The sequence below is a fragment of the Acidithiobacillus sp. AC3 genome (assembly GCF_050261095.1).
GTDB classification, from domain to species: domain Bacteria; phylum Pseudomonadota; class Gammaproteobacteria; order Acidithiobacillales; family Acidithiobacillaceae; genus Igneacidithiobacillus; species Igneacidithiobacillus copahuensis.
In genome coordinates, this window is the sequence record NZ_CP189838.1 from 2,418,466 (window position 1) to 2,432,860 (window position 14,395).

At 61.7% G+C, this 14,395-nt stretch carries 11 protein-coding genes, 1 tRNA gene and 1 pseudogene; 5 read left to right on the forward strand and 8 right to left on the reverse strand.

The features are described from left to right. The first annotated feature begins 44 nt into the window (after positions 1 to 44). Complete coding sequence (locus ACQAYK_RS12280; protein ID WP_215872202.1) at positions 45 to 1,388, forward strand: OprD family outer membrane porin; 1,344 nt, start codon at positions 45 to 47, stop codon at positions 1,386 to 1,388. Between the two features lie 51 nt (positions 1,389 to 1,439). Then, a complete protein-coding gene (locus tag ACQAYK_RS12285) occupies positions 1,440 to 1,988 on the forward strand; it encodes an OmpA family protein (protein WP_215872201.1) in 549 nt (182 codons plus the stop codon). 85 nt (positions 1,989 to 2,073) lie between these two features. On the opposite strand, the gene ACQAYK_RS12290 is transcribed toward ACQAYK_RS12285, so the two are convergent. Genes ACQAYK_RS12290 through ACQAYK_RS12320 form a run of 7 tightly spaced genes read right to left on the reverse strand, consistent with a single transcriptional unit; the run spans position 2,074 to position 11,167 of the window. Continuing rightward, entirely contained in the window at positions 2,074 to 4,752 is a 2,679-nt protein-coding gene (locus ACQAYK_RS12290) for a cation-translocating P-type ATPase (RefSeq protein WP_215872200.1), read from the reverse strand. 17 nt (positions 4,753 to 4,769) lie between these two features. Beyond that, positions 4,770 to 5,849: a lipopolysaccharide heptosyltransferase II gene (gene waaF, locus ACQAYK_RS12295; protein WP_255789778.1), complete on the reverse strand. Its 1,080-nt coding sequence runs from the start codon at positions 5,847 to 5,849 to the stop codon at positions 4,770 to 4,772. Then, positions 5,843 to 6,613, reverse strand: a complete 771-nt coding sequence (locus tag ACQAYK_RS12300) for an RMD1 family protein (RefSeq protein WP_215872199.1) — start codon at positions 6,611 to 6,613, stop codon at positions 5,843 to 5,845. Before ACQAYK_RS12300 ends, waaF begins: the two co-directional genes overlap by 7 nt. A gap of 6 nt (positions 6,614 to 6,619) precedes the next feature. After that, positions 6,620 to 8,002 carry an FAD-binding oxidoreductase gene (locus ACQAYK_RS12305; protein ID WP_215872198.1) on the reverse strand — a complete coding sequence of 461 codons (1,383 nt, stop codon included), beginning with the start codon at positions 8,000 to 8,002 and terminating at the stop codon, positions 6,620 to 6,622. Further along, positions 7,999 to 9,069 (reverse strand): D-glycero-beta-D-manno-heptose 1-phosphate adenylyltransferase, encoded by a 1,071-nt coding sequence (gene rfaE2, locus ACQAYK_RS12310; RefSeq protein WP_215872197.1) that lies wholly within the window; start codon positions 9,067 to 9,069, stop codon positions 7,999 to 8,001. The genes ACQAYK_RS12305 and rfaE2 overlap by 4 nt, the downstream gene beginning before the upstream one ends. Further along, positions 9,066 to 9,431 (reverse strand): YraN family protein, encoded by a 366-nt coding sequence (locus tag ACQAYK_RS12315; RefSeq protein ID WP_215872196.1) that lies wholly within the window; start codon positions 9,429 to 9,431, stop codon positions 9,066 to 9,068. The genes rfaE2 and ACQAYK_RS12315 overlap by 4 nt, the downstream gene beginning before the upstream one ends. A 2-nt stretch (positions 9,432 to 9,433) precedes the next feature. Continuing rightward, a complete protein-coding gene (locus tag ACQAYK_RS12320; protein WP_215872195.1) occupies positions 9,434 to 11,167 on the reverse strand; it encodes a penicillin-binding protein activator in 1,734 nt (577 codons plus the stop codon). A 139-nt stretch (positions 11,168 to 11,306) separates the two neighbouring features. On the opposite strand from ACQAYK_RS12320, the gene rsmI reads away from it, so the two are divergent. The 3 genes from rsmI (at position 11,307) to ACQAYK_RS12335 (ending at position 13,416) form a co-directional block, all read left to right on the forward strand. Then, positions 11,307 to 12,173 (forward strand): 16S rRNA (cytidine(1402)-2'-O)-methyltransferase, encoded by an 867-nt coding sequence (gene rsmI / locus ACQAYK_RS12325; protein WP_226827300.1) that lies wholly within the window; start codon positions 11,307 to 11,309, stop codon positions 12,171 to 12,173. A gap of 15 nt (positions 12,174 to 12,188) precedes the next feature. After that, positions 12,189 to 12,264 (forward strand) — tRNA-Phe (locus ACQAYK_RS12330). A gap of 99 nt (positions 12,265 to 12,363) precedes the next feature. Further along, positions 12,364 to 13,416: a site-specific integrase gene (locus tag ACQAYK_RS12335; RefSeq protein WP_483167651.1), complete on the forward strand. Its 1,053-nt coding sequence runs from the start codon at positions 12,364 to 12,366 to the stop codon at positions 13,414 to 13,416. A gap of 264 nt (positions 13,417 to 13,680) precedes the next feature. Here the strand turns inward: ACQAYK_RS12335 and ACQAYK_RS12340 are convergent. Next, positions 13,681 to 14,385 (reverse strand): annotated as a pseudogene (locus ACQAYK_RS12340) (IS4 family transposase); the annotation flags it as partial. Between the last annotated feature and the right edge of the window lie 10 nt (positions 14,386 to 14,395).

Sequence of the window (14,395 nt, forward strand, 5' to 3'; positions counted from 1 at the left end):
GTTATCATGCCGTTGTAGTAAACACACCGAAGAGGAGAATGCCCATGTTGTTCAAGCACCGCGCCAACACCCTGGCAGTGCTGATGGCCCTGACCGGCTTCAGCGCTGTCGCCCACGCTGCCAGCAGCCATGACTCTCTGAAAAGCTTCATCATGGATAGCAAGGTCGATGGCCAGGTCCGCGCCTACTACTTCGATCGCTTCTTTGGCAAGAACGCCACCAATCTCAGCGCCTTCTCGCTGGGCGGCTATATCAATGCCCACACCGCCTCCCTCGCCGGTTTCAGTGCCGATGTGGGTTTCTACACCGCCAACAGCCTCGGCGCCAACCGGGTGAACCCCGATGTCACCCTGATGGGTAAGGGTACGTCCATCAATGCCCTGGGCCAGGCCTACCTGCAATACGAAATTCCGCACGCCCTGCTGATTCGCGCCGGGAACCAAATCGTTAACACCCCTTGGGTGAACGGCTCCGACTCGCGCGTCATTCCCGCCACTTACCAAGGCGTCTTTGCCCAGGTCTCTCCCTACTGCGGATGGAATCTCTATGGCATGCGCATCTTCCGCTGGAAGAGCCGTACCTCCGCCGACTACTACCGGGATAACCTCTACTACAACACGGGCTTTGACGGTGATCCCATTTACGGTGGATCAGCTGTCGTTCCCAATACCGATACTGCCGCCAATGGCATTCTCGCCTTCGGCACCAGCTACAAGCGCTATGGCATCGATGCCCAGGCTTGGTACTACAACTTCTATCAGTTCACCCAGACGGTTTATGGTGATGCCCAATATACGCTGAAGACCGGCAGCGGCGTGGATCCCTTCCTGGGCGCACAGATCAACCGCGAGTGGGAAAGTAATAGTCTGCTGAACAACAGCTATGCCCCCGGAACCAAGCCCATCGACGGCTTCAAGGGCAATGGGGTCAACAGCACCGCCTGGGGTGTGATCGGCGGTATCGACTACGACGGTGGCAGTGCGCTGCTCGGCAAGGGTCAGCTCTCCGCTGCCTATAATGAAATCCTCTACCATCAGGGAGCCGTGGGTGGTGGCGCTATCGTCTCGCCTTACACCGTCGGTTACGCCACCGATCCGCTCTACACCACTTCCATGATCCGCGGTCTGGTGGAAATGGGGCCCGGGCACGGCTTCAAGATCAAGTGGACGCAGCACTTCCTGAGCAACCAGTTTCTCTTCATGACCGCCTATGCCCAATATCACCTGCAGACGGCAGGCTACGCCAACGACATCTACGGCGACCTCACCTACTTCCCGCAGGGCTGGATCAAGGGTCTGTCCATCCGCGATCGCGTGGAAGTGGCGCACGGAGATCTGTCGACGGGTTATTTCATCTATAACCGCGTCATGCTGACCTACGACTTCTAAGACTTTATGCCCTGCGACCGTGGTCGCAGGGCTTACCGGGAGAAAAGAACCATGCGCATTACCCATACCCTGCTACTCGCTGCCGTCCTCGTTTCTGCCGCCGGCTGTGCCGAGGCCCCCTTCTCTGGCTGTCCGGCGAAGACGGCGCCGGTCGCCACCCCCGCACCGGCGCCCGCACCCACTCCTGCTCCGATGCCGGCCCCCATTGCGCCGGTGCAGAAAACAATTCTGGAGAGCAAGCCGATCACCATCACCGGCATCAACTTCAAACTCAACTCCTACAAATTGCTCAGCCATGACATCCAGGTTCTGGATGAAGTGGCCGCCTTTGCCGAAAAGCATCCGGATGCGGTTCTGAACGTCAATGGCTACTGCAGCAAGGTTGGCTCCTACGCCTACAACCTGAAACTCTCGCAGCAGCGTGCCGAGAGTGTGGCACAGTACCTGGAGCAGCATGGCGTGGCCCGCGATCGCATGGTGCTCAAGGGACACTCCTACGAGGACCCCATCGCCAGCAATACCACGCCGCAGGGTCGCTTCCAGAACCAACGCGTGGAGATCAATTCCACGATCAAGGTGGAAAAGACCGTTACCGAGTAATTCGCGCACCAGCGCAAACGATTTCAACCCTGCAGTGCTTCGGCATTGCTCCTCCTCTGCCTCGCCCCGCTTCGTCGGGGCTTTTTTATGCCACCTTGCGGAGCAGGCGCTTTTCCAGCTCCACCAGGAAAAACACCGCTACGGCAATGAGCAGGGCCAGGCCCCAGTGACGAGGTTGCAGTGGCACGGTCTGAAACACCCGCTGCAGGGGGGGCAAGTAGAGAAGGGCGAGCTGCAGCAGCAACAGCACTCCCAAGGCAATCCACGCGATGGGGTTGCTGAACAGTGTCGATCTCCGCCACGCCGAGCCCTGCAGGTGACGCACATTGAAAAGATATAGCGCTTGACTCAGCACCAGGGTGGTCACCGCCATGCTGCGTGCCAACTCTGCAGGCATTCCCGCGGACAGTTCCGCGTAAAAGGTGGCCATGGTAGCGCCGCCGATACTTACGGATACGAGGGCGACCCGGAGCAGAAAACGCCAATCGAGGAAACTCTCCGCCGGGTTACGCGGCGGACGCTCCATGATTGCGGGCTCCGCCGGCTCGAAGGCCAGCGCGAGGGCCAGGGTGACGGCGATGACCAGATTGACCCACAGGATTTGCAGCGGCGTGAGCGGCAGTTGCAGGCCGGCGATGATCGCTGCGAGCAGCACCAGACCCTGCGCACCATTGGTGGGCAGGATGAAGAGGATGGCCTTGCGCAGATTGTCATAAATCGCCCTACCCTCAGCGACCGCTCGGGCAATACTGGCAAAGTTGTCATCCACGAGCACGAGGTCGGCAGCCTCCTTGGCGGCTTCACTGCCGCGCGCCCCCATGGCGATACCAACATCAGCACGTTTCAGAGCCGGGGCGTCGTTGACCCCATCTCCAGTCATCGCCACCACCTGACCGCGCGTCTGCAATGCCTCGACCAGACGCAATTTATGTTCCGGGCTGGTGCGGGCGAAGACCTGCGTCCGCAGGGCTACCGCCGGGAGATCGTCGGGGGCGATGCGATCGAGCTCCGTGCCGGTAAGTACCTGTGACTCTCCACCTGCAACAAGGCCCATTTCCCGGGCAATGGCCAACGCGGTACCGGCATGATCGCCGGTGATCATCTTTACCTGGATGCCGGCGCGACGACAGTCGCTGATGGCAGTGATGGCCTCCGGACGAGGCGGATCAACAATGCCGACCAAGGCCAGCAGCGTGAAGTTCTGCCCCAGACTATCGAGATCCAGGCTTTCCTGTTGCTGTCCATCGACATCACGTCGCGCCAAGGCCAAAACCCGCAAGCCCTGACTGGCCAAGTATTGATTTTCCCGTTCCCAGAAAGGGATGTCGATGGGCAGCGAGCTGCCATCGGCATCCAGCATGCTCCCACAACGCGCCAGAACCCGGTCAGGGGCACCTTTCAGCAAGATCCGCCGCTGCCCATCGGGCCGCTCTGTCAGCACCGCCATGAGCTTGTGCGCCGATTCAAAGGGAATACTGGCCAGACGCCGATACCCCTCGCCGGGAAAACCGGCCTTGGCGCTCAGGGCACGCAGGGCACCCTCTGTTGGCTCACCAATGATCTGCCAATTTCCACCTTCTTGCCGTAGCTGCGTATCGTTGGCGACGCTGGCGACTTCCAGGGCAGCGAAACGCGCCTTGTCGCCCGCCTCTGCGCCGGCAAGCTCGCCCTGCGGCGCATATCCCGTACCGCTAGCCTCATACCAGGATGCGTGGGTGCGCAGCCCACGGGCAAACATCTCATTGCGGGTCAGCGTGCCCGTTTTATCGGTGCAGATGACAGTTACCGCACCCAAGGTCTCAATAGCGTGGAGATGGCGGGCGATGACCTGCCGGCGCGCCATGCGCTCCACGCCAATCGCCAGGGTGATGCTGAGGATGGCAGGCAAGCCCTCGGGGATGGCCGCCACGGCAAAACTGATGACCGCCAAAAAAACCTCAAAGGGGGGCAGCAGTTGTCGTGCCAGGCCGATACCCGCCATCACCGTACTGAGTACCAGCACCAGCAGCGCCAGGGTTTTGCTGAAGCGTTGCATCTGGCGGATCAACGGCGTCTGCAGGGTATTCGTCTCCTGCAACAGGCCCTGAATCTTGCCAAGCTCCGTCTGCGCGGCGATGGCCGTGACCACCGCCACGGCGCGTCCCGCCTGCACAAAGGTACCGGCGTACAGCATGCTGTGGCGATCACCAAGGGCAGCGTCGGCTTCTACCGGCACCGGCGATTTGTCGCTGGGCAACGATTCGCCGGTGAGCAGCGATTCATCGACGCGCAGCCCCTGGGCCGAGAGGATGCGCAGATCGGCGGGCACCCGGTCGCCGGAGCGCAGCTGCACGATATCGCCGGGGACGAGCTTCTCGGCGTCGACGTTCTGCCATTCCCCCGCCCGCCGCACCTTGGCCTGCAGGCGCAGGATCTTGCGGATCGCCGCCAGGGCGTTCTCGGCCTTACCCTCTTGCAGGGTACCGATCAGGGCGTTGATCAACAGCACCGCCAGGATCACGGCACTATCGAGCAGGTGCCCGAGGAGCAAAGTGACCACGAAGGCGGCAAGCAGGACATAGATGAGGGGATCGCGAAACTGTCGCAGAAAGCGCTGGGCCCAGTTTGGGGGAGCCTGGGTGGGGAGACGATTGGCACCATACTGTTGTCGCCGCGCCGCGATTTCCTCGTGGCCCAGTCCTTCGGAGCGGCTGGCCAGTTGTCTCAGTACGCTATCGGCAGCGACAGCATGCGGGGTTGCGGACAGGATCTCCGGCTCGTTCATCGCTCTTCAGGCTCCCTCTATGCGTTTTCCAATACCTTTGCCAGTACCTGACTGACCTCGATCTCCTCCATACAACGGTGATGCTTGAGCGGACAGACCCGCTTGCCGCAGGGACTGCAGGGTAGATCCCGACGCAATACCTGGGCATTTTCCGACAGTGGCGGCGTCATTGCCAGCGAAGTCGGGCCGTAGATGGCAATGACGCGACTGCCCACGGCACCAGCGACATGCATCAGGCCGGAGTCATTGCTGACGGTGATCGGCGCCAGAGAAAGCAGATCGATGGCCTGCAGCAGGGTGGTACGACCGCCCAGATCGATAGCCCCGGGTGCCTGGGCAGCGATTTCTTGGGTAATGGCGGCATCCTTGGGACTACCAAAGAGCCAGACCGCGTGACCACTTTGCAGGAGGGCCTGGGCCAGACGCGTCCAGTGACCGACCGGCCAGCGTTTGGCCGGCCCAAATTCGGCGCCCGGGGCCAGGGCAACCACGCGCGTCCCGGGATCAAGACCAAATTCCTGCCAGGCCAGGGATCGGGCCGCTGCGTCGATCTGCAAGCGCGGCGCGGGCAAGCTGTGCGGCTGCGGCAGACGTGGGGGCAGGCCGAGAGCGACGTACTGATCCACGGTACGTGGGAGTTTGCGGCGATTCAATCGATGGGGATCAGAAAGTAGCCACGCACGCATCTCGCGACGAAAACCACTGCGCACCGGAACCTTCATCCAATACGGAATCAACGCCGATTTGAAACTGTTGGGCAGGCAGATGGCCCAGTCGTAGTCGGTGGGCTGGAGCTCCCGGGCGAGGCCACGCCGCGCCTTGATTGCTAGCCTCCCATGCGGAATTTCCAGCGAGATCACCCGCCGCAGCTCGGCCATGCGCAACCCCACGGGCGCACTGGCCGGCGGTGCCAGAAGATCGATCTGCACCTGCGGCCAACGCCGGCGCATTACTTGAAACAGGACCTGTGCCATCACCATGTCCCCCACCCAGGATGGACCGATGACCAACACCTGCGCCGGATCGTTACTGCGCGCCAGGCGTGTCATGCGCTGTACCCGCGGCAAAAGCTCCGCGCCCTGCGCGTCGGCTACCACAGGTTTCCCAGCAGCATGACCACCAGTTCCACGGCAATCAGTACGATGATGATCCATTCCAGAATGGTCTCGCGCTCGTGGCGGCTGGCGACGACGATGACCTCCAGACCCTCGCGGATGGCGTCGAGTTTTTCGTCGAGGGCGCGAAAGCGGCTGGTGAGTTCGAGATCGGCAGACAGCTCCCGGGACAGGAGCTCAAGGCCCGGGGTTTCCCAGACGATATCCGGGTTGTCGAGTACCGCCAGCCGCGAGAGGATCTCGGTGCGGGTAGCCGAGGTCGACGCCAGAAAACGCAGGTATCCACCTCTACGCCCTGGCAAACGTCCGCTTCTGGTGACCTCGGAAAGCAGATTCAGGGTAGTTTCGAGGAGGCTTTCGACCGCCTCCTCATGGAGTTCCAAAGCCAGACTCTGGGCCAGACGCAGGGCCACCAGAAAGAGGCGCTCATCATCCATCTGGCGAAGCTGTACCGCTTCTTTGCCGACACCATCGCGATCACTCAGACGGAGCTGGAGTTCTTCCACGTTCACCTTACTGACCGCCGGAAACGCCGCCTGTACACCCGCCATGATCCGCGCTTGCAAGGCCGGCCCCGCTTCATAGAAGCAGATCACCCCCGAGCGAAACAAGACCACCCGGGTCTCGCCATCGCGCAGCATGCGGTGCGCTGGTCCCTCGAAGACGCGCTCCATGTCAAAGCATTCGCTCCAGGTCTTGAGCTGGATCTGGCGCACCGGTTGAATGGCATGGAGAAGGGGCTGCATGGGGGCTTAGTCGTCGGGAAACAGCTTGCCAGGGTTGAGGACGCCCAGGGGATCGAAGAGCCCTTTGATTTGCCGCTGCAGGTGCAGGCTGACGGGGTCCAGTTCGCGGCCCACGAAGGCGCGCTTGACGCTGCCGATGCCATGTTCTCCGGAAAGCGTACCGCCCAGCGCCAGCACGCTGCTGAACAGACGATCCAGACCCCGCTCGGCGCGTCGCATCTCGTCCGGGTTGGCGGGGTCGACGAGGAAATTGACGTGGAGATTGCCATTGCCGGCATGACCAAAGCTGACGATCCGCAAGCGTTCGGCGCTGGCGATGTCTTCGATCTCGGCCAGAAGATCACAAAGGCGCGGCACCGGCACCACCACATCTTCATTGATCTTGCGCGGGGCCATGGCCTTGGTCGCCGGAGACAGCGACTTGCGCGCCGCCCACAGGGCAGCAATGGCCGCCTCGTCCTGACCGTGTTCGATCTGCAGCAGCCCCGCCCCGGAGAGCGCGACAGCCATCAACTCCAACTGACGCGGGAGATCCGCCGCTTCACCATCCACCTCGACCATAAGCAGAGCGCGACTGCTGTCGGGCAGGCTGTTCGCGGCGCCCATGCCGCGCACCGCCGCCAGGGCGTGGGCGTCCATGAACTCCACCGCGCTGGGCAGAAAACCCTGCTGCATGACCCGATTCACCGCGGCACAGGCATCTTTGCTCTGCGCATAGGCGGCGCGCAACAAGGCTCGCGCGGCAGGACGCGGTGCCAGCCGCAGCGTCGCCTCGGTAATCAGGGCCAGGGTACCTTCACTGCCCACCAACAGCCGGGTGAGATCATAGCCCACCACGCCCTTGCTGGTGCGCACGCCGGTTTCCAGGGTTTCGCCACGCCCGGTCACGGCCCGCAGGCCCAGAACATAGTCTCGGGTCACACCGTATTTGACGGCATGCGGCCCCCCGGCATTCATCGCCAGATTGCCGCCGATGCGGCAGTAGGGACTGCTACCGGGATCCGGGAGATACGCCAGTCCATCGCGGCTGGCGATGCGATCGATCTCGCCGGTGATGCAGCCGCTTTGCACGCGGATGAGGCGTTCCTGCGGGGCATATTCCAGCACCTGCGTCATGCACTCGAATGAGAGCACCGCCCCGCCCTCCACCGGCAAGGCGCCGCCGACGTTGCCGGAGCCCGCCCCGCGCGCCGTTAGAGGAATGCGATGACGCCCTGCCAGACGGACGATGGCCTGTACCTCTTCATGGCTGTGGGGGAAGAGCACGATGGCGGGCAGCCGTGCCTCGGGGGTATCATCACGGCTATACAGCTCGCGCGTGTACTGATCATCGCGGGCACGCTCGGCACCCAGGCTGGCCTTGAATCCGGCAATGGCCCCCTGGCTCATGACCGGGTGTCCCGAATTTTCTGCAACAGGCCGGTGGTACTGCGCTGATGACGAAAGGAAATGCTCAACACCCGGCCGCCCCAGCCCTGTACCTCGGTCGCGCCAACAATTTTTTCGACGGGCCAGTCGCCCCCCTTGACCAGGATTTCGGGCCGCAGCCTTTGAATCAGTCGCAGAGGGGTGTCATCATCGAAAGCCGTGACATAGTCCACCGCGGCCAGGCCGGCAAGGACCCCTTGGCGATCGGCGAGGGGATTGATCGGGCGATCGGCACCCTTGCCCAGGCGCCGCACTGAAGCATCACTGTTCACCGCCAGCACCAGAGTAGCGCCTTCGGCTTTCGCCTCCGCGAGGTACTGCACATGGCCACGGTGGAGAATGTCGAAAACGCCGTTGGTGAACACCAGCGGACGCTGGCCCTGTATCCGCACCGCCAGCTCGCCCCAATCGTTGATGATTTTATCGTCCAGGGTTTGCGGCTGTTCCAACTCCGCCGCGTGGGCATCGACGGCAGCACAGAGGCTATGAATCAGCAGCAGGTGGACTTCCTGAATACGGGCCGTGCGTTCATGGGGTACGCGCAACTCGATATCTCCGGGACGCAGCTCCCGCGCCAGGGCGCCGCCGTCCCGGCCGGTAAAGGCAAGCACCCACAGACCCCGAGCCTGCGCCGCACGCACCGCAGCGAGAATGTTGGCGGAATTGCCGGAGGTGCTGAATACGAGCAGGCCATCTCCGGCGTTGCCCAAGGCCGCCACCTGGCGAGCGAAAACCTGCTCGTAGTCGAGATCATTGGCAATGGAGGTCAACACCGCCCCGTCGGTACTGAGGGCGATAGCCGGCAAGGGTCGGCGCCAACCCTCGAAGCGATTGACCAGTTCCGAGGCAATATGGGCGGCATCTCCGGCGGAGCCGCCATTGCCACAGCTCAAGAGCTTGCCGCCGCGCCGCAGGCTGCGCAGGATGCTCTCCTCTGCGTGCCGACAGGGCCCTGCCAGCTCCTCCAGCGCACGCAAAAGGGTGCGATGCTCAGCCAGTTGCACTGGCCAAAATAGCGAATCATTCATGGGCTGGGCACCTGAAAGGCATCACGAATCCACTCGCCCTCTTCCTCGCCATCAAAGCTCACGACATCGAAGCGACAGGGCCAGGACTGATATTGGACATGGCGCAACAGAAAAAATTGGGCGGCGCGGATGATCCGTTGTTGTTTGCGCGGTCCGATGCTGGCGGCAGCGTTCCCCTGGCGGTCGTGGCTGCGGCTGCGGACCTCGATAAAGACGAGACTGTCCCGGTCCTGGGCAATGAGGTCGATCTCGCCAAGGCGGCAGCGAAAGTTGCGCTCCAGCACGCGCATTCCTCGTTCACGCAACAGCCCCTGCGCGCGATCTTCATGCCACTGGCCAATGCGCTGCGTGGGAGAAGGCATCGTCAGGGCCTCGGCAACTGCGGCAAGACCTGCAGGGTACCATTCTGCCAGGTTACCCATTGCAGATGGCGTTGGCCGTGTCGCACCGGATCTGCGGCAATCCCCATCAACTGCCTGTTCTCCTGCTGGGCCGATGCCGTCGAGCCAAGGATCTTCGCCAGCAAGCCATAGGCCTCCACCCCGAGCCCCGCCATACGCCACTGTTGCGCCGTTGCCTGCGGCAGACTCTGCTTGACTGCTTCGGCGGCAGGACCATTGGCCATCTGCGGGTCGAACACCCAGGGCATGCCCAGGGCATAGATCTTGGCGCCACTCAGTCCGCCAGAATTCTCACTGGTAAAAGTGGGAATGCCCGCCAAAAGGATCGGACCGGAACTCTGCGCGCGGATATCGCCAACGATCGTCGCTAGATTTTGCTCTGGCGCGACTAGGAAAAAGAAAGCCCTTTGTCCACTGACAGAGCCCAACGCCTCCCGCACAGCGCCTGCAGTATCGCCATTTCCCACTCGGTAGTGGGCGACGCCCGCAACGTCGCCACCAAGCCGCTTCCAGTTTTCCAGAAAGGCCGCCTGCATGGCGGCCCCCTGGGCATCCAAAGGATACAGTACCGCGGCCTGGCGATAGCCGGCCTGAAACGCATCTTCCGCGACGCGTCGGGCAACCACCTGCAAACTGATGTCAAAGTCGTAGATGCCTTTGCCAGGATCGCTGGCGACGTCGCCAAGCAGCAGGATGGGCGGATCCTGCGGGTGGCGCGCACCGAGCACGGCATTGATATCCTGTGGCAAAGCGGGACCGACAAAAGCCGCGCAGCCGGCCTGAACCCCCGCAGCATACTGGGTAGCATTCAGTGCCGGGTCGCTGCTGTCACTTAGTTCGTGAATGGCTGACCCCGAGGCCTGCCGCGCCGCCACTTGCAGACCCGCCGTGAAGGCCAGGGTATCGTCGGCAAAGCGGCCCGTGGTGGGAAGCAGGGTGCAAATCGCACCCTTGGCTCCACTCGCTGGGGTTGCCGCTGCATGTTCGTAATGAATGTTGGGATGACCCGGGTGCGCCTGCAGCCAAGCGGCAAACGCTGCCGCACGGCTCGCGGGGTCGACATGTTCCCGAGCGATCAAGGCAAAGGCCAGCCATTCCTGTACGATCGGATCGCCGCTGCGCCCCTGCCAGTTTTTCAGTTTTGCCGAGCTTTGCGCATCCAATAGCGAATGAATATGCTGCCGGTTTTCCGCCTTGGCGGCACCAGAGAGAAGTGCATCCCGCTTCACCAGAAAATCGAGGGCCGTGAGATCGTGGTTTTCGCGCTGATAGATATCCGCCAGCTCTTTCATCGCGATGGCCCGTTGCTCGGGAGAGACAGCACTGATGCTGAGGAGCTCGGCAAGGGCGCCGCGCGCCAGCTTGTCCTGCCCATCGCGCTGATAAGCCTGTGCCTGAATCCACAGTGCCTTGGCACGTTGGGACGGATCCTGACTCAGGCGCAGCACCTCGGCACTGAGCAGACTCGCCACCTGCGCGCGATTGCCATCCAAAGAAGCCTGCGCTGCCTTGAGCAGGTACTCGAGTTGTTTATCGGCCCCGCTCGCGGCAGCGGCCTGGATGTACTCCTTGGCAGCCGCAAGGTCCTTTCCTTCCGCCAGCAGGCGGTCAGCCTCTTGTGCCTGACTGATTTCCGTTGCCGCCGGCGTCACCGCCACCGGCGCGGGAGTGGGGGTTGGCGACGGTGAATGTGGCATACTGGCGCAAGCGCTCAACAACACGGTGAGAAGCGCCGTGCTTCCGAGGCGCCACGATGCGGGCGCGAAGAGTCTGGAGAGCTGCTGCATGGGGCAAAGTGTAGGGAGAAGACCGCAGGTGCGCAATGAGAGGATGGAGATGTCAATTGGACGAGAAAACTATCCCGGCCGCTTGGCAATCGTCGGTACGCCCATCGGCAATCTGGAGGATCTCTCACCCCGGGCACGGCGAGTGCTCAGCGAGGCCGACCGGATCCTCGTCGAGGACCGCCGCCATGCCCAGCGCCTTTTTCAAAGCATCGGTATCCAGCCGCGCACCGAACCGCTCCACGAGCACAACGAGCGCAGCCAGATCCCCCGCATCCTCGGCTACCTGCAGGCCGGCGAGCGCCTTGCCTTGATTTCGGATGCCGGCATGCCGCTGATCTCCGACCCCGGCTACCCGCTGGTCCGCGAACTGCGCCGTGCCGGAGTTGCGATCACCGTCGTCCCCGGCCCCTCTGCGGCCCTGGCCGCCCTGGCCCTGGCCGGCCTGCCTACGGACCGCTTCTGCTTTGAGGGCTTTTTGCCAGCCAAAAGCGCGGCACGGCAGCAGCGCCTGCGCGAACTCGAGGCGGAAACTCGCAGCATGATCTTCTACGAAGCACCACACCGCATTTTGGCGACCCTGGAGGACATGATTGCGCTGCTGTCTGGCGCTCGCGGCGCCATTTTGGCCCGTGAAATCACCAAGTTGCACGAAGAAGCCATAGGCGAGAGCCTGGCAGCAATCCATGCCTCCCTGACTGCCTCCCCGGAGCGCCAACGCGGCGAGATGTGCCTGGTGCTCGCTGGCGCGCCAGAACGCGAAAGCGGCGAGGCAGACCTCGATCGCCTGCTCCGCCCATTGTTGCAGGAACTCCCCCTGGCGCAAGCCGTGCGACTTGCCGAGGCCCAAAGCGGCGCCCCCCACCGGCGCCTCTATCAGCGCGCCCTTGCCTTGACTTCCGCAGCGGAGTCGGATTAAATCGCGACTCTCACAGCCCAGGTAGCTCAGTCGGTAGAGCAGAGGACTGAAAATCCTCGTGTCGGCGGTTCGATTCCGTCCCTGGGCACCATATAAAACAAAAACTTATAAAGAAATCTCAAGCTTCTATTGATTTTCCGCTCCACTGGCGCGACACTCAGGCGAGAAAGGCTGTCGCGGAGGGTGGCGCATGGCAACTGTTTCCCCAAGATTCGATGACCAAGGAGTTCGCATTGGTTGGCAAGTGCGGATTCGCAAGAAGGGGTATCCTCAACAAGTCAAAACCTTCAGAAAGAAAGCGGAAGCCGAGGGGTGGGCAAAGACCGTTGAGGCAGAGATGGAGCGCGGAGCTTGGCGCGACACAACAGAAGCCGAGGCAACCACGCTGTGCGATGCTTTCGAGCGGTACGCATCTGAGGTCACATCCTCAAAGCGCACGCCTGGGCCGGAGTTGTCGAAAATTCGAAATTGGCAATCTCGCCCTATCGCCAGGATTGCTTTGGCCCGAGTCGGAGGCAAAGAAGTCGCAGCTGTCATTAGAGATATGGAGCAGGAGGGCAAAAGCCCTAACACCATCCGCCTGCACCTGGCTGTTCTATCCCATCTGTTCAAGGTGGCCCGCACGGAATGGGGCATGTCGTCTCTTGCCAATCCAGCAGAACTAGTCCGCAAGCCCAAGCTCCCCCAAGGTCGAGATCGACGGTTACAGGGTAACGAGGAGGAACGCCTTTTTGCCGAGTGTGCAAAGGCGCAGAACCCGTGGCTCCTGCCCGTGGTCCGGTTAGCCATCGAAACCGCAATGAGAGCGGGGGAAATTCTGGAAACCAAGGGCAAGAGCGATGACGACGGCGAACGGCCCATCCAGTCCACTGGATTGCTCTGGAAACATGTGGACTTGAACAAGCGGATCGCACTACTCCCAGAAACCAAGAATGGCACGGCCAGAACCGTGCCGCTGTCCTCTACCGCCGCCGAAGTTTTGCGCGATCTACCTCGCTCACTGGAGGGCAAAGTTTTCGGTACTACCTACGAAGCGATTCATCTTGCTTTCATTCGGGCCTGCAAGCGGGCCAACATTGAGGACCTACGCTTTCACGACTTGCGCCACGAGGCCACCAGCCGCCTGTTTGAGAAAGAACTGAATCCGATGCAGGTAGCGGCCATCACCGGACACAAGACCTTGCAGATGCTCAAGCGCTACACTCACTTGCGAGCGGAGGACTTGGCGAGATTGTTGGGTTAGCCATAATGTATCTTTTTGATATCATTGTTGGTGTTATTACAATTATCGCTTTTTTCATGCAGGTAACAGGGCTCTTTAAAGTCAATACTGTTTACTTAGATCACTACGGGTACTGGTATACAAGGGATGTGAGTGGGGTCTCCTCGATCTCGAATCGGATATTTGCTCATCTTTTTTCTGACCCCCCTCGGGTTGCGTTTTCCTCGGCTGCTTACCGCGAGCCCGGATGCGATTTCCCCCAATACACTTTGCATCCACGCTAGCCTACCCTGAGGGGGGAATAGCGCCCACTGCTGGCAAACGACGATGGAGTACGCGCACTGCGTGGAGGAAAGACAAATCCTGGGCAGCCCTATCGGTCTGCGCCGCCGCTTCGGTCATCAGGTGGCGAATGGCCGCGTGGACCAGCAGCAGGGCATAGAACTCCTGCATGACCAATTCCGGTCGCTTGCTGCGCAACAGCACGCGCCGATCGGCCAAATGGGTTTTTAGTTCATCGAAACTGGATTCGATCGTCCAGCGTTGGGGATAGAGGGCGGCCAACTCTGCCGCCGGTGCAGCGCAAGGGTCCAGCCAGTTGGTGAGGAGCCGATAGTGGGTGTCTGCCTCTGGAATCCCTTGCAAGCGATACTCGATGACCCGCACCCGGATCCCATTACGGCGATGTTTCCGGTCTTCGGCATTGGAGTATACGGTGCTGAGATAGGAACCGTCGGGTAACTCTTCCTCCCGCGGTAAGCGTAGAGAACGACTTAGACGAAAGAGTAGCTTCGCGCCAGTAGCTCGGGCCTCCTGCCACAAGTCATAACTGTAAAATCCGCGGTCTGCGGTGATCAGCATCGTGGCGTCCGCGTGGGCCAGAACGGAACGGGCCAACTCCCGCTCGCTGCTGTGGTAGGGCCCTGGCTGGGCATAGCACAAGGTGTGGGTTCCACACTCGGCCATGGCCACAAAGCGAAGCCGGGGAAACGCGGTGGAT

Coding starts and splice junctions, on each gene's coding strand:
- ACQAYK_RS12300 (WP_215872199.1), bottom strand. CDS start 6,613: ATGCAGCCCCTTCTCCATGCCATTCAACCGGTGCGCCAGATCCAGCTC.
- ACQAYK_RS12335 (WP_483167651.1), top strand. CDS start 12,364: ATGGCAACTGTTTCCCCAAGATTCGATGACCAAGGAGTTCGCATTGGT.
- ACQAYK_RS12290 (WP_215872200.1), bottom strand. CDS start 4,752: ATGAACGAGCCGGAGATCCTGTCCGCAACCCCGCATGCTGTCGCTGCC.
- rsmI (WP_226827300.1), top strand. CDS start 11,307: ATGTCAATTGGACGAGAAAACTATCCCGGCCGCTTGGCAATCGTCGGT.
- ACQAYK_RS12320 (WP_215872195.1), bottom strand. CDS start 11,167: ATGCCACATTCACCGTCGCCAACCCCCACTCCCGCGCCGGTGGCGGTG.
- ACQAYK_RS12280 (WP_215872202.1), top strand. CDS start 45: ATGTTGTTCAAGCACCGCGCCAACACCCTGGCAGTGCTGATGGCCCTG.
- ACQAYK_RS12285 (WP_215872201.1), top strand. CDS start 1,440: ATGCGCATTACCCATACCCTGCTACTCGCTGCCGTCCTCGTTTCTGCC.
- rfaE2 (WP_215872197.1), bottom strand. CDS start 9,069: ATGAATGATTCGCTATTTTGGCCAGTGCAACTGGCTGAGCATCGCACC.
- ACQAYK_RS12315 (WP_215872196.1), bottom strand. CDS start 9,431: ATGCCTTCTCCCACGCAGCGCATTGGCCAGTGGCATGAAGATCGCGCG.
- ACQAYK_RS12305 (WP_215872198.1), bottom strand. CDS start 8,002: ATGAGCCAGGGGGCCATTGCCGGATTCAAGGCCAGCCTGGGTGCCGAG.